The organism is Microcoleus sp. Pol17C6 (genome assembly GCF_036701145.1).
Classification (GTDB): domain Bacteria; phylum Cyanobacteriota; class Cyanobacteriia; order Cyanobacteriales; family Microcoleaceae; genus Microcoleus.
Window position 1 is genome coordinate 1 of sequence record NZ_JAUBQH010000031.1, and the last position, 22,919, is coordinate 22,919.

Annotated in this window: 19 protein-coding genes and 1 pseudogene; 15 read left to right on the plus strand and 5 right to left on the minus strand. The window is 46.2% G+C overall.

Features of this window, described 5'->3' with window-relative positions; all coding sequences use genetic code 11:
* Positions 1-222, plus strand: a pseudogene (locus tag QUA25_RS16560) (transposase); the annotation flags it as partial.
* An 18-nt stretch (positions 223-240) separates the two neighbouring features.
* Here the strand turns inward: QUA25_RS16560 and QUA25_RS16565 are convergent.
* On the minus strand, positions 241-1,005 hold the full coding sequence (locus tag QUA25_RS16565; protein WP_333039662.1) for an IS1 family transposase: 765 nt from the start codon (positions 1,003-1,005) through the stop codon (positions 241-243).
* A gap of 266 nt (positions 1,006-1,271) precedes the next feature.
* On the opposite strand from QUA25_RS16565, the gene QUA25_RS16570 reads away from it, so the two are divergent.
* The 4 genes from QUA25_RS16570 to QUA25_RS16585 all read left to right on the plus strand — a co-directional run bounded on the left by QUA25_RS16570 (position 1,272) and on the right by QUA25_RS16585 (position 5,013).
* Positions 1,272-2,042, plus strand: a complete 771-nt coding sequence (locus QUA25_RS16570; RefSeq protein ID WP_333039664.1) for a cysteine hydrolase family protein — start codon at positions 1,272-1,274, stop codon at positions 2,040-2,042.
* 228 nt (positions 2,043-2,270) lie between these two features.
* Positions 2,271-2,708 (plus strand): cupin domain-containing protein, encoded by a 438-nt coding sequence (locus QUA25_RS16575; RefSeq protein ID WP_333119778.1) that lies wholly within the window; start codon positions 2,271-2,273, stop codon positions 2,706-2,708.
* A 345-nt stretch (positions 2,709-3,053) separates the two neighbouring features.
* Complete coding sequence (locus tag QUA25_RS16580) at positions 3,054-4,646, plus strand: CocE/NonD family hydrolase (protein ID WP_333039667.1); 1,593 nt, start codon at positions 3,054-3,056, stop codon at positions 4,644-4,646.
* A 19-nt stretch (positions 4,647-4,665) separates the two neighbouring features.
* Positions 4,666-5,013 (plus strand): DUF952 domain-containing protein, encoded by a 348-nt coding sequence (locus QUA25_RS16585; RefSeq protein WP_333039669.1) that lies wholly within the window; start codon positions 4,666-4,668, stop codon positions 5,011-5,013.
* Positions 5,014-5,134: 121 nt separating this feature from the next.
* Here QUA25_RS16585 and QUA25_RS16590 read toward each other — a convergent pair whose 3' ends face one another.
* On the minus strand, positions 5,135-6,391 hold the full coding sequence (locus tag QUA25_RS16590; protein WP_333039671.1) for a CCA tRNA nucleotidyltransferase: 1,257 nt from the start codon (positions 6,389-6,391) through the stop codon (positions 5,135-5,137).
* Between the two features lie 108 nt (positions 6,392-6,499).
* Here QUA25_RS16590 and QUA25_RS16595 point away from each other — a divergent pair, with 108 nt between their 5' ends.
* The 3 genes from QUA25_RS16595 (at position 6,500) to tsaB (ending at position 9,327) form a co-directional block, all read left to right on the plus strand.
* A complete protein-coding gene (locus QUA25_RS16595; RefSeq protein WP_333039672.1) occupies positions 6,500-6,748 on the plus strand; it encodes a Ycf34 family protein in 249 nt (82 codons plus the stop codon).
* Between the two features lie 204 nt (positions 6,749-6,952).
* Positions 6,953-8,665, plus strand: coding sequence for a serine/threonine-protein kinase (locus QUA25_RS16600; protein WP_333039673.1), 1,713 nt, complete (start codon positions 6,953-6,955; stop codon positions 8,663-8,665).
* A gap of 2 nt (positions 8,666-8,667) precedes the next feature.
* Entirely contained in the window at positions 8,668-9,327 is a 660-nt protein-coding gene (tsaB, locus tag QUA25_RS16605) for a tRNA (adenosine(37)-N6)-threonylcarbamoyltransferase complex dimerization subunit type 1 TsaB (protein ID WP_333039674.1), read from the plus strand.
* A 164-nt stretch (positions 9,328-9,491) separates the two neighbouring features.
* On the opposite strand, the gene QUA25_RS16610 is transcribed toward tsaB, so the two are convergent.
* Entirely contained in the window at positions 9,492-9,821 is a 330-nt protein-coding gene (locus QUA25_RS16610; RefSeq protein WP_333039676.1) for a hypothetical protein, read from the minus strand.
* Between the two features lie 84 nt (positions 9,822-9,905).
* On the opposite strand from QUA25_RS16610, the gene QUA25_RS16615 reads away from it, so the two are divergent.
* Entirely contained in the window at positions 9,906-13,325 is a 3,420-nt protein-coding gene (locus tag QUA25_RS16615; protein WP_333039768.1) for a tetratricopeptide repeat protein, read from the plus strand.
* Positions 13,326-13,582: 257 nt separating this feature from the next.
* Here the strand turns inward: QUA25_RS16615 and QUA25_RS16620 are convergent, their stop codons facing one another.
* Positions 13,583-14,404 carry an SDR family NAD(P)-dependent oxidoreductase gene (locus QUA25_RS16620; protein ID WP_333039678.1) on the minus strand — a complete coding sequence of 274 codons (822 nt, stop codon included), beginning with the start codon at positions 14,402-14,404 and terminating at the stop codon, positions 13,583-13,585.
* A gap of 753 nt (positions 14,405-15,157) precedes the next feature.
* On the minus strand, positions 15,158-16,591 hold the full coding sequence (locus tag QUA25_RS16625; protein ID WP_333039680.1) for a carotenoid oxygenase family protein: 1,434 nt from the start codon (positions 16,589-16,591) through the stop codon (positions 15,158-15,160).
* Between the two features lie 73 nt (positions 16,592-16,664).
* Between QUA25_RS16625 and QUA25_RS16630 the strand changes: the two genes are divergently transcribed.
* From QUA25_RS16630 to QUA25_RS16655, 6 genes are all read left to right on the plus strand, one after another.
* Complete coding sequence (locus tag QUA25_RS16630) at positions 16,665-17,702, plus strand: LD-carboxypeptidase (RefSeq protein WP_333039681.1); 1,038 nt, start codon at positions 16,665-16,667, stop codon at positions 17,700-17,702.
* A gap of 97 nt (positions 17,703-17,799) precedes the next feature.
* Entirely contained in the window at positions 17,800-18,558 is a 759-nt protein-coding gene (locus QUA25_RS16635) for a class I SAM-dependent methyltransferase (RefSeq protein WP_333039771.1), read from the plus strand.
* Between the two features lie 221 nt (positions 18,559-18,779).
* Positions 18,780-19,781 carry a cytochrome c oxidase subunit II gene (locus QUA25_RS16640; RefSeq protein WP_333039683.1) on the plus strand — a complete coding sequence of 334 codons (1,002 nt, stop codon included), beginning with the start codon at positions 18,780-18,782 and terminating at the stop codon, positions 19,779-19,781.
* 78 nt (positions 19,782-19,859) lie between these two features.
* Positions 19,860-21,665, plus strand: coding sequence for a cytochrome c oxidase subunit I (gene ctaD / locus QUA25_RS16645; protein ID WP_333039685.1), 1,806 nt, complete (start codon positions 19,860-19,862; stop codon positions 21,663-21,665).
* 136 nt (positions 21,666-21,801) lie between these two features.
* On the plus strand, positions 21,802-22,425 hold the full coding sequence (locus tag QUA25_RS16650) for a heme-copper oxidase subunit III (protein ID WP_333039688.1): 624 nt from the start codon (positions 21,802-21,804) through the stop codon (positions 22,423-22,425).
* Between the two features lie 75 nt (positions 22,426-22,500).
* The gene (locus tag QUA25_RS16655; RefSeq protein ID WP_333039689.1) at positions 22,501-22,875 is read left to right on the plus strand and encodes an HNH endonuclease; all 375 of its coding nucleotides are present in this window, start codon (positions 22,501-22,503) and stop codon (positions 22,873-22,875) included.
* Positions 22,876-22,919: the final 44 nt, after the last annotated feature.

Sequence of the window (22,919 nt, forward strand, 5' to 3'; positions counted from 1 at the left end):
TTTAATGCCAGTCTAATTGCCTTAAACTTAGCCAAACATGAACTTTCTAGTTGTCATTCATCTGCCAAGTCGTTTGTCTTTTCAATGGCTTCTTATAAACGCCTAGAATTCAATAAGCATCTACTTTCTACCTTTATTGATAAGTTAGATTTAGACCCGGATTTGATTTTAAATCATCCAAATCTTCCTTCAGTCTTGTCTTATGGTACTCTGGCTGCCTAAAAACTGTCCGGAGTATTGTTATGTAAAGGATGGAGAAAATTGAGGCTGTTGAACTTTCAGCATTCCTAATCTGATTTGGTGATTGTAGTCATGAATGAAGTTCCAAATAGCACCCTTGTGATTCTCCAACTTTTTAGAAAACGATAACGTCTTTCTGACTAATCGCGAAATTCGTTGCCTGAGAGTATTGTTTAATCGTTCAATGTAACTGGTTAATCCGCTTTCCTTGCCGACGGACTTATGCCTTTTACTTGGTAAAACTACGGCATAGGCTTCCCAGTAATCGGTATAAATCTTGGCACATTGGCGATAGACACTTGGTAGTGAATCCCATAATGCAAGAGCCGATTTCGAGGAGCGGTCTCCAATATGACATCCGATCACTTCCCGAGTCTTGGTATCCATTGCTAACCAGACCCATTGTTTATTCCCTTTGGCGTCTACAAAAGACCAGAGTTCATCCATTTGGACTGTGTGTTTTCCAATTTCTTTTGGAATGACTGTGGCTTTGAGTTCTATTGCACCGTACAACTGGTTCACATAATTTTGCAGCCAGCTCTGGGAAACGCCCATGACTCGGGCAATACCAGCCAGGGAAATCCGCTCCAACAGAAGTAACTCAATTTTTGCCAAAGTGTCGGTGTCTTTGGGTTTCCACTGAGGGTTTTCGACAAACTGCCGACCACATTCGCGACATTTGTGGTTTTGTTTTCCCCGACGAGTCATCCCATTTTTCATCACATCGTCAGAACCACAAGTGGGACAAATTAGATAGGGTTTCATGATGAGACTCCTCAAAAGACTGGACATAGAGGTATTATCCTCCATCCTTTACATAAAAGAACTACCCTGTAAATTTATATTGATTTTTATTGTATGATTCCCAGGCGCTAACATGGGCGATCGCCCAAAAATAATAAAGTTAATAAATTCTAAATTCAATCAAAAAGTTACCCTGAATACTTAATTATAACAAAAATTTAAGATATGACAAGTTAATAACAATCAAATAGTTATAAGATTGAAATTGTTTTTGAGTCACAATCTATATGAATCCTGATTCTCTCCGCACTTTGGGCGTACCGCCGAATGCTTGGAAAGTTGATGCCAAAATTGCCGATATCACCCGATCGCCGATCGCGCCTCAACCTGTTACCATGGAAACAGAAACTAAAACCCTGCGTTTGGACTTAGCAAAAGCAGCAATGTTGGTGATAGATATGCAAAACGATTTCTGTCATCCCGACGGTTGGCTAGCACATATAGGCGTAGATGTAACGCCCGCAAGAACTCCAATTAATCCTTTAACAAATTTGCTGCCAAAATTGCGATCGCACGCAGTACCAATTATTTGGATAAACTGGGGAAACCGCCCCGATTTACTCAATATTAGTGCAGCTTCCCGTCACGTTTACAATCCCACAGGCGACGGCGTAGGTTTGGGAGATCCGCTGCCAAAAAACAACGCACCTGTACTGATGGCAGGGAGTTGGGCGGCGCAGGTTGTCGATGAATTAAAACCCAAACCGGAGGATATTTGCGTTGATAAATATCGGATGAGCGGCTTTTGGGATACTCCTTTAGATAGTATCTTGCGGAACCTCGGCAGAACTACACTTTTCTTCGGAGGAGTAAACGCCGATCAGTGCGTCATGGCTACCCTGCAAGATGCTAATTTCCTCGGTTACGACTGTATTTTAGTCAAAGATTGTACAGCTACGACATCTCCCGAGTATTGCTGGCAAGCTACTCTTTATAACGTTAAACAATGTTTTGGCTTTTTGTCGGATTCTCAGGCTATGTTAGAAGCAATTAAATAGCAGTCATCAGGGGAGTATCCCTCTGGAGTATAAAAAGCGTTTTTTAGGAGTGCGAGAGTCCCGCACAGCAAAGCCTATATATCTCGCTTCCTGCTCTGACAGCGAACTCTCCTGTGAAATCAATAAACTTTGGAGGTTGAGCGGCGGACTAATGACTCTGGATCCTCAGTAATGACACCAGAAACATAACAACTGACAACTAACAATAAAAAAATGACAAACCAGTGCATGATTCCTGTTATAAAGTCTCCGAAAGACTACCAAGCATTTCGCATCAGTCCGGGTGATACTAATAGATTAGCTATCGTCTTCGATCCGGTAACAGCTAATGTTTCATTAACAGTTTGCGTGGAGATTTTCGATGCGGGTGGCAAAACTCCTCCCAACCGCCATCAATTCGCAGTAGAAATGTTTTTTGTACTCAAAGGAACAGGGCAAGCAACCTGCGACGGCAAAACAGTTAGTATTCAACCTGGAGATAGTTTGTTAGTGCCTCCAACAGGCACTCACGTAATTGAGAATACGGGAAGTGAACGTTTGTACGCTTTGTGCATCATGGTGCCGAATGAGGATTTTGTGGAACTAATTCGCAGCGGTACACCAGTCGAACTCGATGAGGAAGATATGAGAGTTCTTGGGCGATCGGATGTACTCGTATCGTGCTAGGTTTGTAGTAAGGACTTGAGTCCTAGATTTGTAGTAAGAACTTGAGTGCTTAGAGAAAAAGCTAAAGCCCTTACTACTGAGATGTTGCACCATTCTCAAAAACAGGCAAGATGCCTGTTCCACAAAGAGTGAATTTTATTGTGGGGAGTAGGGGTTGGCCATCCTGCCCCTCAAGAACAGGCAAGATGCCTGTTCCACAAGAGATGAATTTTATTGTGGAACAGGCATCTTGCCTGTTCATAAAATGCTTATCGAGAATGGTGGAACATCTCAGTTACTACAAACTTTTTTATTTGATGTTTTTTAGGATTTATGCTGAAACTTTGTCCGAAAGAAACAGCGTCAATGCTAACTACAGATAGCCTGCGTTTAGATGCTGACATCTACCGCCCCGATGCGGAGGGCGAATTTCCAGTATTGTTAATGCGGCAACCTTACGGAAGGGATCTCGCCTCTACAGTAGTATATTCCCATCCCGCATGGTACGCCAAACACGGCTACATCGTTGTCATCCAAGACGTGCGGGGACGCGGCACTTCCGAAGGCGAATTTAACCTATTTGTTAGCGAAACACAAGACGGTTTTGATAGCGTCAATTGGGCAGCTAATCTGCCGGGAAGTAACGGCAAAGTCGGAATGTATGGTTTTTCCTACCAAGGCATGACTCAACTCTACGCGGCGGCTGCTAAACCGATCGCATTAATCACAATTTGTCCGGCAATGGTAGGCTGCAATTTATACACAGATTGGGCCTATGAAGGCGGCGCGTTTTGTCTGCAATCAAATCTCGGCTGGGCAATTCAGCTAGCCGCCGAAACCGCTCGATTAAAAGGCGATATTTCTGCCTATCAAGCCTTGTATGCAGCTTCGAGAAATCTCCCGCTATACGATAGCGTGCCGGCCCGTCCTGAGATTATTAAAAATCTGGCACCCAACTCACATTATCACGATTGGTTGGATAATTATCGACCGAACGACTATTGGGAAAAGTTATCGCCAAACATCAAAGATTTAGACTTGCCCATGCTCCACTTGGGCGGTTGGTTTGATACTTATTTGCGGGGAACAATCCATCTTTACAAGGAAATGGCGAGCCGGAGTTCCTGTCCGCAGCATTTAATAATTGGCCCTTGGGCGCATTTACCTTGGGGGCGAAAAGTTGGAGCTTTGGATTATGGTTTTGCAGCTTTAAATCCTGTGGATGAGTTGCAAATTCGCTGGTTTGATCGCTTCCTCAAAGGAGTTGATACAGGAATATTAGACGAGCGGCCGATTTCGCTATTTGAGATGGGGAGGAATGATTGGCGGAAATTTGATAAATTGCCTAATAATAATCATAAATCTTATTTTTTAGCAAGTAATGGACTTGCCGCGATGAGAGAAGATACGGGTATTTTAACAGATTGTTGCCCGGATGTTTGCACTGAGGATATATTCGTCCATGACCCTTGGCGGCCGGTGCCATCATTGGGAGGTCACGCTGGATTTCCTGCAGGTGCGATCGAGCGATCGACAATTGACTGCCGCACCGATGTGTTAACATACACTTCGGCACCGCTAACAGCAGATTTGCACTTAGCTGGAGATATAATTCTCAAAGTATTTTGTACAGCAGATGCGCCGAGTTTTGATTTGTGTGCCATACTTTCTGAGATAAAAGATAGCGGCCGCGTCTACAATTTTAGTCAAGGTTACGTCCGGGTGAATTCAGGTGAAACACCTGTAAGAATTGTGCTGCAAGCAACTTGTATGCAAATTGCCAAAGGTAATGCCTTGCGTCTGAGTTTGAGTGCGGCTTGTTTTCCCGCTTACGGCGTGAATCCGGGAACGGGTGCGCCGGACGGTGAAGCGCGGGCGATCGATGCTAAAATTATCACGCTGACAGTAAGTTGTGGCGGGAATTGTCCGTCTCAAATTTTGCTGCCAATTGTCAATTAAACCTAGAACTTATTCAATTATGAGCATTATTTTTCACATCACCCGCAGCCAACAGTGGGAAGAAGCAAAACAAGTTCAATCCTATCGCGGAGATACGCTAGATACAGAAGGATTTATCCACTGTTCGACTCTGACACAAGTTCTTAGATCTGCTAATAAATTTTTTGTGGGACAAACAGGATTGCTGCTGCTTTGGATTGACTCGGACAAAGTAGAAGCTGAACTTAAGTATGAATATGCTGCCGGTGAAAATTACCCCCACATTTACGGGCCGCTGAATGTTGATGCTGTGTTGAAAGTTGTTGAGTTTGAACCGGGTGCCGATGGCAAGTTTGAATTGCCGGAAGAATTAAAAAATGTTGTTTAAGATTCTGATTTTTTAGCATTGTAAACTAACTTTTTAGGGCGGGCTAGAAGCCCACCCCACGGGAAAGTTGAATTTTGTGGAACGGGCATCTTGCCCGTTCTAACTTCTGAAATATATCCATTTAAACTGACTGATTAACCAACTCTGCCGCCAATTTCAGCGCATCTTCGCGAGTCGCAATTCTCCCCTCCACCCGCGCTAATTGAATCTCCATTAAAAATTGACCGATGCGCGGACTTCTGGGCAATTTCAAATATTCCATTAAATCATTGCCGCTAACTAATTGTGTGGCATGAGCAATAATATCATCAGCATCAAGATAGCGATTAATTAACAGTGAAATCTCATCAACCGCAACTCCCGCAGCCACGACCAAAACCGCTAAAACTGGAAATGCTATTCCCACATCCCGAAACAAAAAATACTGTTCCCGCAAAGACATTTCCGCGATGGGTTTTGCTTGCAATTGTGGCAAGTATTTCAAAAGCCCGATCGCACTTTTAATCTCCGCATTGCTGTACTTCAACCGCAGCAACTGCGTTTCAGCCATTGTCGGGTCGGAATCTGCCAAAATAGCCAGCTTCGCGACAGCCAACAAAGGCGTTTTAATTGTATCTCGAATCTGATGGCCGAATTCCTTCCCTAATTCCGGGTAAATTGCAGCTAATTTGTCAGCAGATGCGTCAATTTTTGTCAAAATATCGAAACGGTCGATCGCACTTTCAAACCAAATCGAAAACAAACCGTCTTCGCAACCGCGACAAATCCAAGGAACACCGTTAGGATTGCTCAACAAATAACCCAATTCCGTCCGCACCCGTTCCACCGCTACCCGGCTCAACAGCGGCGCTAATTCCCGAATCGCCGATTCAGTTTCAGGTTCGATCGCAAAACCCAACTGTGCCGCTTGGCGGTAAGCTCTTAATAACCTCAGCGGATCGTCCTCCAAATTTGACCGCGAAACCATCCGCAGCACACCCAACCGCAAATCAGTTTGACCGTCCAAAGGATCGATGATTTCTCCTGTAAAAGGATTGTAGGCGATCGCATTTATCCGAAAATCCCGGCGCAGCAAATCCCCCTCCAGACTCCCCCCTTCCGCCTGCGCCAAATCCACCGTACCGCCCGCAAACACCACCCGCGCAATTTGGCGTTCGGCATCCAACAAGACAAATCCACCTTTCGTGCGATCGGCAATTTTTCGAGCAGTCTTCACGGCCCGTGTTAGCATAACGAAATCTAAATCAAAATAGTGCGATCGCCTCCCCAGCAGCGCATCCCGCACCGCACCGCCCACCAGATAAGCAGGCGGTGTCAGCAGTTCCAAATCAAAAGGCCAAGTATCAGGAGATAATGAAGAGGGCAAATTAATCGGCATCGCAACAAAAATCTACTTTCCTTACAAACAATTAAACTCTTGCTACGCTAGATTAACAGAAAGCTCAATTTTCACCAATCTTTTTGAAATGCACAGAGGATATCAAGAATGTGTATTTGTATTAACTGCCACTATGTAGACCGCTGTTTCACCTACCACGCCGTAGAAGAACAGCACGAACAGCTTCACCTCACCGAAACACCCGATTTCGACCCTGTAGAACCCACCATCAACGTCAACATCCGCCCCCGCCAAGACGAAATTGAAATGGAATGGGATGTAGTTGGGTGTCATAGTTTCAAGCAAGAGACCGGCAAATGGGCAAAATTGCGGCCAGGCGAACTCGTCCCGACTTAAGGCAGAAGTCATTAGTCATTAGTCAGTAGTCATTAGTTATTTGTTGGTTGTTGGTTGCTATTTGTTGTTTTTTATAGTTTTTTTGTGAGTTGTTAACGATAACAACCAATAACCAATTCCTAATTCCAAATTCCCGATGCCCGATGCCCAATTCCCCATTCCCAATTACAAATCTAAAATCTAAAATCTAAAATCTAAAATCCAATGTGCTATTGCTTAAACCCAACTTGTCAGAATCCGCACAACCCAGGGGATGCAGAATTGTGCCAAAGTTGCGGCTCCAAATTGTTGTTAACTCTTGACGCAGAAACGCCATCAGCATCTCGCTACCGAACCATAAAGCCGATCGGGCAAGGAGGCTTTGGCAGAACATTTCTAGCAGTTGATGAAACTAAACCCCTGATTTTTTCGCAGTGCGTAATCAAGCAATTTTTCCCGCAAAATACCTCAGCCGAAAAAGCCGCTCAACTATTTCACCAAGAAGCAGCACAGCTAGAAACCTTGGGAAAACATCCTCAGATTCCAGAATTAATCGCGCATTTTGAACAAGACGGGAGACAGTATTTAGTACAAGAATTTATAGACGGCAAAAACCTAGCCAGAGAATTAGAACAAAAAGGAGCCTTTACCGAAACTCAAATTCGGCAGCTCCTCAACGATTTATTGCCAGTGCTCCACTTCGTCCACAAATCCAAAGTCATTCACCGCGATATCAAACCCGAAAATATCATTCGCCGCAGGCTATCTCCAGCCCCTTTACCCGCCTTAGAAAATTCCTATCAACCCTCTCCTTTCCAAAAAGATATCGTTTTAGTAGACTTTGGTGCAGCGAAGAAAGTAACAGCAACCGGTTTGCCACAAACTGGTACAATTATCGGCAGTGCTGCTTATACAGCCCCAGAACAATTGATGGGGAAAGCAGTTTTTGCTAGCGATATCTACAGTTTGGGTGTTACCTGCATTCACTTGCTGACCGAAATTCCTCCCTTCGATTTGTTCGACAGTACAGAGGATTCTTGGGCTTGGCGAAATTATTTGAAGACTGCTGTTAGCGACGATTTCGGCCGCATCCTCGACACCATGCTTCAAAGTGCCACCAATCGGCGCTACAGCTCAGCATCAGCAGTCATCCGGCACTTGAACCCCAAACCGGTGTATTTAGACGCACAGCCCGTGCTAGACGCGCCGGAAACGCCCGCAGAACGGGTGGTTACACCTGCGCCCGGTGTGTCGCTTTTCACTCGCCAACAGCAAGCCGAAATTCAGCAAGCTTTGCAAGAGGATCTCGCCCCCTACAATGTTACAATCCAAGTAAGTCAAGCTAAGCAACAGCTCAATATAGTCATCAACAGAACCGAAGACAACCCCGTTTACTATCCGCACTTATCTCAAATAATTGCCACCAGACTCACCGATTTGCAGTTAAATAAAGTCGCCACCGTGAAGCTGTTGGGAAGAGTTAACAATTCTCGCCGCCCGGAGTGGAAGCAAATATTGCAAATCGATCCCAAGATTAAATTGAGAAACAAACTCGTGCGGCTGCAGCACCATCAATTACTCAAGAAAATCGCCTCTGTTACTACCAAAGAATTTTGGCTGCCGAAGTTGAAAACTCAGGATTTTTGGATAGATGCGCTAATGTTTGCCTTAGTTTGGTTTATCTTTGGCTCTCAAATAGTCATTTTTAATTCTTGGTTTGCGCTAATAGTTACGTCGGGTTTTATGACGGTGAAGCATCAAGTTTCTCAACACAAAGAATTTGCCAATAAAAATTTATTGGGAAGTTTAGTAGTGCTGTTTTTGATGAGTGGCGGCCTGGGTAATTCCCGGATTTTAAATACGGGAATATTTGGCATTCTTTTGGGTTGTTTAGTTGTGGCTTTGCCGCTGTTTTTTGTTAAGGAAAATTACCACTAATCGTGAATAGCAATCCCCAAGACGGAACATTAGTTAAAAAATACGGCTTAGCCCTGCACACAGCTAGTCGCGAGCTCGGTTTAGCTATCAGCAATTTTGCCGGGGATTCTCGCTGCCAAACTTGGAATTTAGATCGCGATTTAGCCACTCATTTGCATCAGTATTTAGTCGAGTTTATTGGGCCACAAACTTGGGGGGATTTGGCTTTTATTGCAGTGGCGAAGGGGCCCGGAGGTTTCACGGGGACTCGGATGGGTATGGTGACGGCGCGGACTTTGGCTCAACAGTTGGATATTCCGGTTTTTGCGGTTTCAACTTTGGCGGCTGTCGCTTGCAGCAGCAGTAAAAAATCTATCTCAAATCAGGAGATGGCGCTGCAAATGCCTGCACAGCGGGGACAATTATTTGGGGCGGTTTATTCAGTTAACAAAGATTTGGGTTTAACTGAGTTGTTTCCTGATACGGTGATGACTCCTGAATCTTGGCATGAAAAGTTGGATAATTGGGGGAATTCTTATCAGTTAATTGAAGTTGGTAGCGAGTTGGGTTGGTCGGTTTCTAGTGTGTTGGAATTGGCTTATTTGGAGTGGCAAATGGGAAGTCGTCCTGATTGGTCGGATGCTTTGCCTTTTTACGGGCAACATCCGGTTAAGGGACACTGAATATTGGGAATAGGGCATTGGGAATAGGGCATTGGGAATAGGGCATTGGGCATTATTTCGTTTCAGTTAAATCAACTTGTAGAGTGCGTTTTTTTTCCGACCATGCCCGATGCCCCATGCCCGTAAATGATTTATAAGTAATTAAGCAGACTTGATATCGTTGTTTATTTCAGGGCGATACAAACTTCGAGGCAAAAAGTTAATGTTAGGGGGTCTGGGCTTTCGGTTCGCAATCGATCGATCTCAGCTCGATCGCAGCCGCGAGATTCCATAAAATCGAGCATCCAGTTCGTTATTGTAGCGAGATCGATGTATTTTGCTCCGAGACAAACAGGGCAAATTTCTGGGCTGAGGGTACCGGTGCCGCCGCATTCGGGGCAATCCCAGTGGCTGGTTACGGGATCGGGGGTAGTTGGGATGTTGTTCATGCTGGGAAAAAGTACGCGCGGCGTAGCGATCCCGCAGGGAATCGCACTACTCGTTAACTCTAGCAAAAATGCCGATCGCCCTTACTTCTTCCTGCCTTTACACTAAGCGAGCTAGTGAGTAAAATTGACAAAAATACAAAAGGGGTGGCTATGCTCGATCGCACTCAATGGGTTTTGGCTGGTATGTCGATCGCACTTTCGGTTCAGCTAAGTCAGCCAGTTGCAGCAGCCGTGCCCGTTGGTAAAGTCGTACAAACAGCGCAAACAAGCAGTAGTGAGGCTGCTGAAAAAGCTTTCAAAGAAGGAGCACAACTGTACCAGCAAGGAACGGCGAAAGCAAAAAGAAGTGCGATCGTCAAATTTGAAGAAGCATTAAAACTGTTTCGGGCAGTAGGCGATCGCTCCCGGGAAGCTTACACCCTCAATGGCATCGGCAGTGTCTACTCAGATTTGGGAGAAAAACTCAAAGCGCTAGAGTATTACAGCCAGTCGCTTCCCCTATTTCGGGCAGTAGGAGATCGCAGCGGGGAAGCTGCCACCCTCAACAACATCGGCACTGTCTACGAGGATTTGGGAGAAAAACAGAAGGCGCTAGAGTATTACAGCCAGTCGCTTCCCCTATTTCGGGCAGTAGGAGATCGCAGCGGGGAAGCTACCACCCTCAACAACCTCGGCAATGTCTACTCAGTATTGGGAGAAAAACTCAAAGCGCTAGAGTATTACAGCCAGTCGCTTCCCCTATTGCGGGCTGTAGGCGATCGCCGTGAGGTAGCTGTTACCCTCAACAACATTGGCACTGTCTACTCTCAATTGGGAGAAAAACAGAAAGCGCTAGAGTATTACAACCAGTCCCTTCCCCTGTTTCGGGCAGTAGGCGATCACTCCCGGGAAGCTAGCACCCTCAACAGCATCGGCTTCGTCTACTCAGCATTGGGAGAAAAACAGAAAGCACTAGAGTATTACACCCAGTCCCTTCCCCTGAGACGTGCAACGGGTGATCGCGGCGGGGAAGCTGCCACCCTCAACAACATCGGCAATGTCTACTCAGATTTGGGAGAAAAACAGAAAGCGCTAGAGTATTACACCCAGTCCCTTCCCCTGGGTCGGGCAGTAGGATCTCGCAGCGGGGAAGCGGCCATCCTCAATAACCTCGGCAATGTCTACTCTCAATTGGGAGAAAAACAGAAAGCGCTAGAGTATTACAGCCAGTCGCTTCCCCTGAGTCGGGCAGTAGGCGATCGCACACAGGAAGCTGTCACCCTCAACAACATCGGCAAAGTCTACTCTCAATTGGGAGAAAAACAGAAAGCGCTAGAGTATTACAGCCAGTCGCTTCCCATGAGACGGGCAGTAGGCGATCGCAGCGGGGAAGCTACCACCCTCAACAACATCGGCACTGTCTACTCTCAATTGGGAGAACAACAGAAAGCTTTAGAGTATTACAGCCAGTCCCTTCCCCTGCGTCGGGCAACCGGCGATCGCGGCGGGGAAGCTGACACCCTCAACAACATCGGCATTGTCTACCATGAATTGGGAGAAAAACAGAAAGCACTAGAGTATTACAGCCAGTCGCTTCCCTTATTTCGGGCAACCGGCGATCGCGGTGGGGAAGCGAACACCCTCAACAACCTCGGCAATGTCTACTCAGATTTGGGAGAAAAACAGAAAGCGCTAGAGTATTACAGCCAATCGCTTCCCCTGAGTCGGGCAACCGGCGGTCGCGATGGGGAAGCTCTCACCCTCAACAACATCGGCACTGTCTACTCAGAATTGGGAGAAAAACAGAAAGCGCTAGAGTATTACAGCCAGTCGCTTCCCCTATTTCGGGTCGTGGGCGACAGCAGCGGGGAAGCTAGCACCCTTTACAATATAGCTTCTGTCAAACGCGACCAAAACAATCTTACCGAAGCCCTCAACGATATTGAATCCTCTCTCAAAATCATCGAAAACCTCCGCACCCTAATTGCCAGCCCAGAACTCCGCACCTCATACTTTGCCACAGTCCAGAACTACTACGAATTCTACATCGATTTGTTAATGCAACTGCACAAAACTAATCCTAAATCCGGTTATGATACAAAAGCCTTAGAAGCCAGCGAACGTTCGAGGGCCCGCAGCCTCCTCGAACTCCTCTTTGAAAGTAACGCCAACATTCGCGAAGGTATTTCCCCCGATTTACTGCAACAAGAAAAGAGCTTGCAACAGCAACTCGATGCCATTGAAAAGCAGCGCATCGAAACAATCAGCACCCCCAATCCCAATCAAACTAAAATAGCTGAAATCGACAAACAGCGGCTCGCACTTTTGCAACAATATCAGCAAATTCAAGCCCAGATTCGTACCGCCAGCCCCCGCTACGCTGCCCTCACCCAACCCCAACCTTTAACACTGCCAGAAATTCAGAAACAGATTCTCGATGAAAACACGATTTTATTGCAGTATTCCCTTGGCAAAAACCGGAGTTATTTGTGGGTTGTGACATCAACAGGACTAACTAGCTATGAATTGCCAAAACGCGCAGACATTGAAACAGCAGCCCGCAATTTCCGAGACGCAGCAACTAGCCCAATCCAAAGAGATATTCCCCAACAAGTGGCCGAAGCGAGTGCCAATCTGGGTCAATTAATTTTACAGCCGGCCTCCGCCCAATTAGGAAACAAACGCTTATTAATTGTTCCCGACGGCGTGCTGCACTATACCCCTTTTTCGGCGTTAACTATTTCCCAAACCCGGGGACACAATACCAATGTTCCCTTAATTGCCGAACATGAAATTATTACCCTGCCTTCCGCCTCAAGTCTCGCCATTTTACGGCAAAATTACGGAGATAGAAAACCACCGGGCCAAACTTTAGCAATTTTAGCCGATCCTGTTTTCAGTCCAGACGATGAAAGAGTTAAAGGACAACTTACCCAAGCAACAACAGAAAAATTAGAAGCAAACAACCTCGGTTTAAATCAATCGCTTCGTGCTTCTAATCGGCAATGGCCACCCGAACGTCTCGCATTTAGCCGCCAAGAAGCCCAAACAATATCTAGCTTATTCCCCTCAGTTTCTACCCGTCAAATACTTGATTTTGAGGCCAGTCGCACTACTGCTACCGATGGAAATTTAGTCAATTATCAAATCATTCACTTCGCCACCCACGGCATGGCCAACAGCAAAAATCCCGAACTGTCAGGAATTCTGATGTCTACGGTAGATGAAAAGGGCAATCTTGTCAATGGTTTCTTGCGACTCACGGATATTTTCAACTTGAAACTGGCGGCAAATTTAGTAGTTTTAAGTGCTTGTCAGACGGGAATGGGACAGAATGTTAAAGGCGAAGGAATGGTGGGATTAACTAGGGGATTTATGTATGCGGGGGCGCAGCGGGTGGCGGTGAGTTTGTGGAGTGTGGATGATGAAGGAACTGCTGTGTTCATGCAGAAGTTTTATCAAAAAATGGTGCAGCAAAAGTTAGCGCCGGCGGCAGCTTTGAGGGCGGCGCAGATGGAAATGATGCAGGAGGAAAAATGGAAATCGCCCTATTATTGGGCGGCTTTTACGTTGCAGGGGGAATGGAAATGATATCAACTCCGGTAGCATCGGAATTAATATTACTCACGGTCAGGACACGGCACTGCCGTGTCCTCCTGACAATTAATAGGGGTAGGGACACGGCAGTGCCGTGTCCTCTATATCATTCCGATGCAACCGCAAACGATATGACTAACAGTTAGAGTGTTTGCCAAATGTAAGGTGCGCTTAGGAACGGGCAAGATGCCCGTTCCACAAAGAATGAGTTTTCTTGTGGGGTGGGCCGAAGATCCCGCCCACAAAAGAGTTTATCGCCCGCTAGCTAAAGCCTCCCGCAATTTGCGGCCCCGCGATTTATCCCGAAGTTCTGGAGTCGCCATCCGCAACACAAAATCCAGCAACCAAGGCGCAATTCGGTGACACCAAACTGCTAGATGACTTTGCCATCCTACCAAGATTTCAGGCGCATCTTTGTGCAATCCCGCGACAAGTGCTAGGGCAACTTTTTCGGGAGTTGTGGGCACTACCCACCGGAATTGCTCCAAGTCTCGCACCATGTCGGTATCTGTTAAAGATGGCAGCAAAGCTGTGACTCGAACATTGTACTGAGTTAACTCGCTGCGTAAAGCTTGGGTGAATCCCAAAATCGCAAATTTGGTAGCAGAATAAGTGGCCATTGTGGGCGCAGCAATTTTTCCCATCAAGCTGGAAACATTGACGATTGTTCCCTCTTTTTGAGTCGCCATTCGCCGAGCTATCAAGCGGGTAATTGTGTAGGTTCCGAGCAAATTTAAGGCGATTTCTTCCTCGATTAACGGCAGCGGAGAACGCAAGAATGATGCTTGGTGCGCTACGCCCGCACAGTTGACTAGCAGGTGAATCGGGCCGCAATCTCGCCAAGCTTGGGCGATCGCAATATTTACCGCTACTGACTGAGTTAAATCCAAAGCTAACGGCACTACTTCTGTGCCAAAAAGATCGATTTCCTCTGCCAGTTCAATTAATTGCTTGCGGTTGCGCGCCACAATCAACAAACGTTTGACTCCTTGTCTCGCTAATTCCAGGGCGATCGATCGCCCAATTCCGCGCGAAGCCCCTGTAACAAGAGCTGTTTTTCCTTGAAGTTGCATAGATTAAACCTTTTGGTTGATGCTCACCGCGGCACGGAGTTATGAGTTGTGAGTTGTGAATTATTAGTTATGAGTTGAATGTTTTGGCGGTAACAACTCATAATTCATAATTGTTGAAAAGGCTATCTTGTTTCGATAGACCTCATTTACTTGTGGGGTTAACTCAAAACCAAAAACTGTTGAATCGCTAACGTGCGCGTGAGTTGAACTAAACTTTGGGTTTGCCAGAAATCAGTCAATTATCTGGTCATTTAACCTCATTCCAGCAGACCAAGCTGAAATGAGAAAACCGAGTCGGAAATCATGGTCAAGCGGGCTTTATTACCGCTGTTTCTTCAGTTCGCGGAGGCGGACTTTGCCTGTGTAGCCGCGAATAAACTCGCCGGGGATTGGTTATCCACGAATTTGTGATTTACCGGGGTTGGAGAACCCCTCTTTCTTCACTCCGTGGAGGCGGATTTTGCCTGGTAGCTGCGAATAAATTGGCCGGGAATATTCGCCCGGATTGGTTATTCGCCAGGGCTTAATTACCCTTCTTTTTGTAGTCCGCAGAGGCAGACGATATCCTGTGCAACCGCGACTTAAAATCGCCGGGGATTCGTGCGAATTGGCACAGGATAATTGAGCAATGCAGATTATCAATTCCACACCTCCTAGATATGAGAATTTCCTATCTACACACACCTTAACAACTAGAAGTTAAAGCGGCAACAATTTTTAATAAATCTTCCGCAACACTTCTTTACAATTTTCTCATACTGCCGATTTCCAAGTGCCGTGAAAGCCCAAAGGTATGACACTGGGCAATTCTAGCTTGCAAACAGGTTCGCGGGAAAGTCCGTCGCTGTCAAATATCCAGACTTCGCTGCTGTCAGAATTGCCGTCATAAATAACTGTTACTATCCAACCTTTCTCCGAGGAAATATCTGGAACGTAGATGGGCTCTGCGGGATAGCGATTTTCGCCCAAGTCGGCAATTGTGAGATTGCGGGTTTGCGTGTCCAAACGGGCGATCGCGCCATAACGTTCCGGTACAATATCAACGTCAGGCCGATACATTGCCAGATAAATATATCGTGAGTCTTGCCCTATTTCTGAAGCAGGTACCGTCGGAAATTCGCAAGGTTGATCCAACAATTCTTCGGCTGCTGTCACTTTCCCCGTCTGAGGATTGAGATGCACCCGCCAGAGAGTCCCCTCCGCATCAGTGCGAGTTTCACCTGTCGCTACTTCTTTCAGCCGCTGATTAGTTTGAAAGTCAGCGAAGCGCACAAAATCTACAGCCACCGAACCATCTTCCTTGACAAAACCGTTAGCAAAATGCCACTGGAACCAAGGTTCTGTTTCGCCGCGACTAACTAAAGATAGAGTTTCTGAGTCAAAAACTAATATCTGAGTACCTAACTCCGGTTTCCACTTAAACGACTCGCTATAACTGCTAATTCCCGTTAACAATGGCAAAAAATTGACTTGCACCGGCGGGATAAAAAATATCAGATACTTTTCCGCAAAAACAAAATCGTGGAGCGCGTAAATTCCATCTAAAGCAAATGTTGATTGTTGCACGACTTTGCCCGTAAAATCGCTTTTATACAGATTCAACTTTGTAGTCGCACCGTTGGTAATTCCAAAGTTGAAAATATTGCCAGTAATCGGGTCGCGCTTGCAGTGAGCAGAATAAACAAATTTACTATCTAAACTGCCTAAATCGTCCGTTCCCTGAGTTTCCAGGGTTTGCAAATCGAGGCGGTGAGGCGGGCCACCTTCCCACAATGCCAAAAGGCGATCGGGCAAAGCTAAAACAGAAGTATTGGCAGCATTTTTAACAGTTTTAGTCCACCGCAACCACACAGGGCCCGGTGCTGTCATGCCATAATTACTGTAGAGAAATTTATCAGCTTTTTCTTCAGCTAGATATCCCGCTGTTTGCACGTAGCGATAAACAGCCGTAGCACCGACATCGGTAAAATGTACTGCCAAAATTGCACCGTCGCCATCAAACCAGTGTCCCGCAGCAACACCGCCGCGTTCCAAACGTCCGGGCCCGTTGCGGTAGAGACTGCCGCGCAATCCTGCAGGAATTTTACCGCTTTTAACGGATAACTGAGTCAGCGGAAATTCCGCAGCCGGACGGGCTAAAGCTTGAGCCCAAGATTTTTTAGCTGAGATTTTAGTGTCTGTTTTCATTTGAAACTGGCAATTTTAAACTGATATTGCAGAAATTTTCCTTTACAATTATAGCAAAAATTACCTAACAGCTATGACTCTCCGCCGCCGTGCTCTGCTGACAACTTTTGGGCTGACTGCTATTGGTACTCAGCTTGTGCCGTTAGCGAAGCCCTCGAATCGGATCGCGCAAACCAACCTATCTCCCAAAAGTGCGATCGTTAAGCCGCGCCGCCTGCAAGTTGGCGATACAGTAGCTTTAATCAATCCTGCTGCTTTCAACTACAAAAAAGAAATTGAGGATTTTTTTAAAGTTATGGAAAAGCTGGGTTTAAAAGTTAAATTGGGAGAGCATTTTTACGATCGCTACGGCTATTTAGCCGGCAAGGATGCCGATCGCGCGGCCGATGTCAACGCAGCCTTTGCCGATGACTCCGTGCGAGCTATTTTTACCGGGATGGGCGGCTGGGGCTGTGCTCGGATATTGCCGCTCCTGGATTACAATATTATCGGCAACAACCCCAAAATTATTATGGGATTTAGCGATATTACGGCGCTGTTATTGGCGATTTATGCTAAAACTAATAGAGTTACTTTTCACGGCCCTTTAGGTGCGTCAACTTGGAGTCCTTTTACAGTGGATTACGTCAAAAAAGTTTTGTTTGACGGAGGTTCTGTGACGATGCAAAACTCCAAAAGCGTGCAAGTTCAAACAATCGGGCGGGGCACAGCTAGCGGAAAACTAATCGGCGGCAATTTATCAGTAATCGCAGCAATGGTGGGTTCTGCATATTTACCGCAGTGGGAAAACAGTATTTTGTTTGTCGAGGAAGTTGGCGAAGAAGTGTATCGCATCGATAGAATGTTGACGCAGCTCAAATTAGCGGGCATTCTCGATAAAATATCAGGTTTTATTTTCGGACAGTGTACCAAGTGCGAAGCTGAAAAACCGCAAGAGTCCCTAACCTTACCTCAAGTCTTGTCCGACCACATTCGCCCTTTGAAGATTCCCGCGTGGTACGGTTCAATGGTGGGACACATCCGGGAACAGTTCACTTTGCCGATCGGTCAAGAAGTCGAAATCGACGCTGACTCTGGTACAATCAGATTATTAGAATCCGCTGTCAGCTAAATCTTAAACTATTCTCGATATTCGCTCGGCTGTTCCTCTGGTTCTGCATTACCGCGCAGAGCCTGGTAATGACAGAATTAAACATACAATTAGGACGATCGTGAAAAACCGACTATTCCTCAAACATCTAGCAGCAATTATCTTAGCAATAATTTGCATATTGCCGGTCAATGCCTGTGCAGCCGTAAGTAAAACCGCCGATGGCGACCCAATTTATCAGCAGCGAACCGTCCACAATCCCGACGGAACCGGCAAATTTTACATGGGTCGAGAAATTGCTCAAGTCATGGGATATGAAGGTGCTGGTTGGCTGGAAAGACCGTCTCGCGGCATGGAGGAAAAATCAGCTCGATTAGTCAACAATCTCGATTTAAAACCAACCGATATTGTAGCCGATATTGGAGCGGGAACAGGATATTTTAGCTTTCGCATCGCTCCCTTAGTTCCAGAAGGAAAGGTTTTGGCAGTTGACGTGCAGCCGGAAATGATTAATTTTATTAAATTGAATAAACAAGAAAAAAATATTGCTAACGTTGAGCCAGTTTTGGGAAGTATCGACAATCCGAATTTGCCGGAAAATAGCGTAGATTTAGTTGTGATGGTCGATGCTTATCACGAATTTGCATATCCCAGAGAAATGATGCAAGGAATTGTGAAAGCACTCAAACCGGGAGGCCGCACGGTATCGATCGAGTATCGCGGCGAAAACCCGATGATTCCCATTAAAGGTTTGCACAAAATGACGCAGAAGCAGGTGAAAAAAGAAATGGCAGCCGTCGGTTTAGTATGGAAAGAGACAAAAGATATGTTACCCCAGCAGCATTTGATGGTGTTTGAGAAACCATCTCAAATTTAGCAGCCAAACAGAGCGATTGTGTACCATTTTTACTCATTTTTGTCAAGGTACAAAAGACGTATTTTTGAGGCTCGCGATCGCTCGGTCAAACATACTAAGCCTTAAGTAACCCTTAAGATAGACATTTTACTAAAAATACCATTTACAATTAAAAATTGATAACCCAGAGGCGCTTCCTTCATTTTTCAAGCGAAGAAGTGTCGCTATTAAGAAGTACCAGCGTGAACATTCCAAGTTCCATCCTCACCATGCTCGCCGGCATCGTAGTGACTCTGATCAGTCTCTGGTACGGGCAGAATCACGGTTTGATGCCGATCGCCGCCTCTGACGAAGCATCCGACATAGACGCACTTTTCAATACAATGATGACCATTTCCACTGGATTATTTATCATGGTCCAGGGAGTGCTGATCTTTGCTGCAATTAAATATCGCCGCCGTCAAGGAGACAACACAGACGGGCCGCCTTGGCATGACAACTTTCCCTTAGAAATTCTTTGGACAGCCGTGCCGGCAGTGATTATTTTAGGAATCGGAGTCTACAGTTTTGAGATTTACAACTCAATGGGAGGCCTCGATCCGATGGGCAATCACGACCACGGAACCATGCAAGCGCACTCTAAAATGCGGGGAAGTGCGATCGCAGCCACACTCTCAGATACACCCCAAAACGCCCCTCAAATTCCATCTCAAAAACTCGTTGCTTTAGGCGTAGGCGCTTCCCCAGAAAATGAAGACAAACCAGCAGACTTAGTTGTAAATGTCACAGGTTTGCAGTACGCCTGGATTTTTAGCTATCCAGAAAGCGGCGTTAGTTCTGGCGAACTGCATATGCCAGTCAACCGCGACGTACAGCTAAATATCTCAGCTCAAGACGTGCTGCACGCATTTTGGCTGCCGGAATTTCGCCTCAAACAAGATGCAATTCCCGGCCGGCCGAGCGAACTGAGATTTACACCAACTAAAACCGGCGAATACCGGGTTGTTTGTGCTGAATTGTGCGGCGCTTATCACGGAGCGATGAAAGCTGTAGCAGTCGTTCACACGCCAGAAGAATTCGACACTTGGCTGCAAAGCCAGCAAGTTGCTAGCAGTCAAAACTTAGAGCAAGCAGTTGCAGTCAATCCTGGGGAATTGTCAGATGGAGAATTTTTGGCTCCCTACGTCAGGGAAATAAAAATTAATTCCGAAGCCCTAGAACAACTTCACCCAACTCATCACTAAAAATAGTCATTAGTTCTGGCCACTGGGTATTTTATCCTGAGCTATTAACTAATGACTAATAACTAATGACTAATAACTATGACACAAGCACAGTTCCAAGAAAGTGCAAACACTGAGGCTCGCGGAACAGCGCCCGCTGATAGACATTGGCGCGACTACTTCACTTTTAATACCGATCACAAAGTCATCGGTATTCAATACCTGGTAACAACATTTATTTTCTATCTAATCGGCGGCGTGATGGCAACCTTGGTGCGAACAGAACTCGCCACCCCCGACGCCGATTTTGTCACCCCCGAACTCTACAACAGTTTATTTACTGTTCACGCGACGGTGATGATCTTCCTGTGGATCGTACCCGCCGGAGCCGGATTTGCTAACTTTTTGATCCCCTTAATGATTGGGGCAAAAGACATGGCATTTCCCAGACTGAATGCCCTTGCCTTTTGGCTAATTCCCGTAGGCGGCGTGTTGCTGTTGAGCAGTTTTTTGGTGGGAGCTCCACAGGCGGGTTGGACTTCCTATCCGCCTTTGAGCTTAGTTACTGCTCAAGCGGGGGAAGAAATTTGGATTCTCAGCGTTTTGATTCTCGGAACTTCTTCGATTTTGGGGGCGGTGAATTTTGCCGTTACCATCTTTACCATGCGCGTTCCGAGCATGAGTCTCAATGAAATGCCTTTGTTTTGCTGGGCGATGATTGCGACTTCAGCGCTCACTTTGATTGCTACTCCAGTCTTAGCCGCAGCTTTGATTTTGCTGTCGTTTGACTTGTTAGCGGGGACGGCATTTTTTAACCCGACAGGCAACGGCGATCCCATCGTCTACCAGCATTTATTCTGGTTTTATTCGCACCCGGCAGTTTACATTATGATTATGCCCTTTTTCGGGGTGATTTCAGAAGTTTTGCCGGTGCATTCGCGCAAGCCAATTTTTGGTTATTTGGCGATCGCATATTCCAGTCTCGCGATCAGCTTTTTGGGCTTGATCGTGTGGGCGCACCATATGTTTACCAGCGGCACTCCCGGCTGGCTGCGGATGTTTTTTATGATCACGACTATGATCATCGCCGTACCAACTGGGATTAAAATATTTAGCTGGTTGGCAACTATTTGGGGAGGAAAACTCCGGCTTGTCAGCGCGATGCTATTTGGGATGGGTTTTATCTCAACATTTGTGCTCGGCGGCATCACCGGAATCATGGTGGCTTCCGTACCTTTCGACATTCACGTTCACGACACTTATTTTGTCGTCGCTCACCTACACTACGTGCTGTTTGGCGGCTCAGTGTTTGGAATTTACGCTGCTTTTTACCACTGGTTCCCCAAAATGACGGGGCGGATGATTAATGAATTTTGGGGTAGAGTTCACTTTGTTTTAACTTATGTTGGCTTTACTGTAACTTTCTTGCCGATGCACGCTTTAGGTATGCAAGGAATGCCCCGGCGGGTGGCAATGTACGACCCAAAATTTACCACAATTAATGTCATTTGTACTGTCGGTGCTTATATGCTGGCAGTGTCTACAATCCCGTTTATCATTAATGTGATTTGGAGCTGGAGGTACGGCCCGAAAGCAGGTGACAATCCTTGGCAAGCTTTGAGTTTAGAATGGATGACGACTTCGCCACCTCCGATCGAAAATTTTGAAGGAGTGCCAGTATTGGCAACGGGGCCTTACGATTACGGCATGGAAAAAATTCAGAATACAGGGGAACGTCTCAGGCTCAAGCTGAGGGAAAATGCCACCCGCAATACCCAGAAAACAGGTATCCCTATTGCGGAGGCTCAAGCTTCAACTTTCTTTGGCGGTACTGCAACTTTGGTCGCTCCTGAATCAGAGGTAAATGTTGATTCTCCTGCTGATGAAAGTCAAGATGGCGAATAGTTATTAGTCATCAGTCATTAGGCATGGTTGACTGTTGACTGTTGACTGTTAACTAATGACTGATGACTAATGCCAACTGCCAACTGCCAACTGCCAACTGACAACTGACAACTGACTTCTTCATTACCAATTTCTTATGCAAATTCCAGCGATCGATCCGGCAAAAACAGCCCTGAATTACCACCACGAGGGCGAAGTAGAAGCACACGGTGTCGAGCATCCCGACCACCGAATGTTAGGTGTAATTGTGTTCCTGTGCGCTGAAGGCATGATATTTTTCGGTATGTTTGCCGCCTATTTGATTTATCGGGCGATGGCCCCCGTGTGGCCTCCTGAAGGTACGCCGGAGCGCGAGTTATTGCTGCCGGGAATCAATACGGTAATTCTGATTGCTAGCAGTTTTGTGATTCATAATGCGGATACTGCAATTAAAAAGAATGATGCCGCCGGAATGCGGAATTGGTTGCTCGTAACTATTGCTATGGGCGCAGTTTTCTTGTTCGGTCAGGTTTACGAATACGCTCATTTAGAGTTTGGCTTGACGACTAATTTGTATGCCAGTTGTTTTTACGTTTTGACTGCTTTTCACGGCTTGCACGTTACCTTGGGAGTGCTGTTTATGGTGGCGGTGGTGTGGCGATCGCGCGCGCAAGGCCATTATTCTAGCGAGCACCACTTTGGAATCGAAGCGACTGAGATTTACTGGCACTTTGTCGATGTGATTTGGATTGTTTTGTTTTTGCTGCTGTATATTTTGTGATCCCAGAGGCTTCTCGACCTCTGCCACAAGAGATTTGTACGACCCCCAATTGGGGGTTTTTTTATTGTTTGGAGAGTGCGATCGACTTTCATTCACCTCCTCAAAGCCGATCGCGCTAAACTAAAAGTAGCAATTCTCCTATCCAGCAGCATTGAGAAAATTATGCAGTGCGAATTGTGCGATCGACAAATGGAAGCATTAACCGCCCATCACCTCATCCCCAAACAAAACACCAAGCGGAAAAACGAAGATCCAAGCCAGACAATCGACATTTGCTCAGCCTGTCACCGCCAGATTCACTCTCTATTTGACAACAAACACCTCGCCCAAGAGCTCGACACCCTGGAAAAGCTCAAAAATGACCCTGAACTCCAGAAATTTGTCTGTTGGATTAAGAAACAAAAAACCGACAAACGTATTCAAGTACGCGGCAAAAAAGCTCGATCGTAGGGCCAGAAATCAGATATATACTCCGGGACGCAGTTACTGTCTGA

Excerpts from the sequence above, each read along its gene's own strand:
- QUA25_RS16630 (WP_333039681.1), top strand. The coding sequence starts at position 16,665 with ATGACTCTCCGCCGCCGTGCTCTGCTGACAACTTTTGGGCTGACTGCT.
- QUA25_RS16595 (WP_333039672.1), top strand. The coding sequence starts at position 6,500 with ATGTGTATTTGTATTAACTGCCACTATGTAGACCGCTGTTTCACCTAC.
- QUA25_RS16625 (WP_333039680.1), bottom strand. The coding sequence starts at position 16,591 with ATGAAAACAGACACTAAAATCTCAGCTAAAAAATCTTGGGCTCAAGCT.
- QUA25_RS16590 (WP_333039671.1), bottom strand. The coding sequence starts at position 6,391 with ATGCCGATTAATTTGCCCTCTTCATTATCTCCTGATACTTGGCCTTTT.
- ctaD (WP_333039685.1), top strand. The coding sequence starts at position 19,860 with ATGACACAAGCACAGTTCCAAGAAAGTGCAAACACTGAGGCTCGCGGA.
- QUA25_RS16650 (WP_333039688.1), top strand. The coding sequence starts at position 21,802 with ATGCAAATTCCAGCGATCGATCCGGCAAAAACAGCCCTGAATTACCAC.
- QUA25_RS16615 (WP_333039768.1), top strand. The coding sequence starts at position 9,906 with ATGCTCGATCGCACTCAATGGGTTTTGGCTGGTATGTCGATCGCACTT.
- QUA25_RS16580 (WP_333039667.1), top strand. The coding sequence starts at position 3,054 with ATGCTAACTACAGATAGCCTGCGTTTAGATGCTGACATCTACCGCCCC.
- QUA25_RS16565 (WP_333039662.1), bottom strand. The coding sequence starts at position 1,005 with ATGAAACCCTATCTAATTTGTCCCACTTGTGGTTCTGACGATGTGATG.
- QUA25_RS16600 (WP_333039673.1), top strand. The coding sequence starts at position 6,953 with ATGTGCTATTGCTTAAACCCAACTTGTCAGAATCCGCACAACCCAGGG.
- QUA25_RS16585 (WP_333039669.1), top strand. The coding sequence starts at position 4,666 with ATGAGCATTATTTTTCACATCACCCGCAGCCAACAGTGGGAAGAAGCA.
- QUA25_RS16620 (WP_333039678.1), bottom strand. The coding sequence starts at position 14,404 with ATGCAACTTCAAGGAAAAACAGCTCTTGTTACAGGGGCTTCGCGCGGA.
- QUA25_RS16575 (WP_333119778.1), top strand. The coding sequence starts at position 2,271 with ATGATTCCTGTTATAAAGTCTCCGAAAGACTACCAAGCATTTCGCATC.
- QUA25_RS16570 (WP_333039664.1), top strand. The coding sequence starts at position 1,272 with ATGAATCCTGATTCTCTCCGCACTTTGGGCGTACCGCCGAATGCTTGG.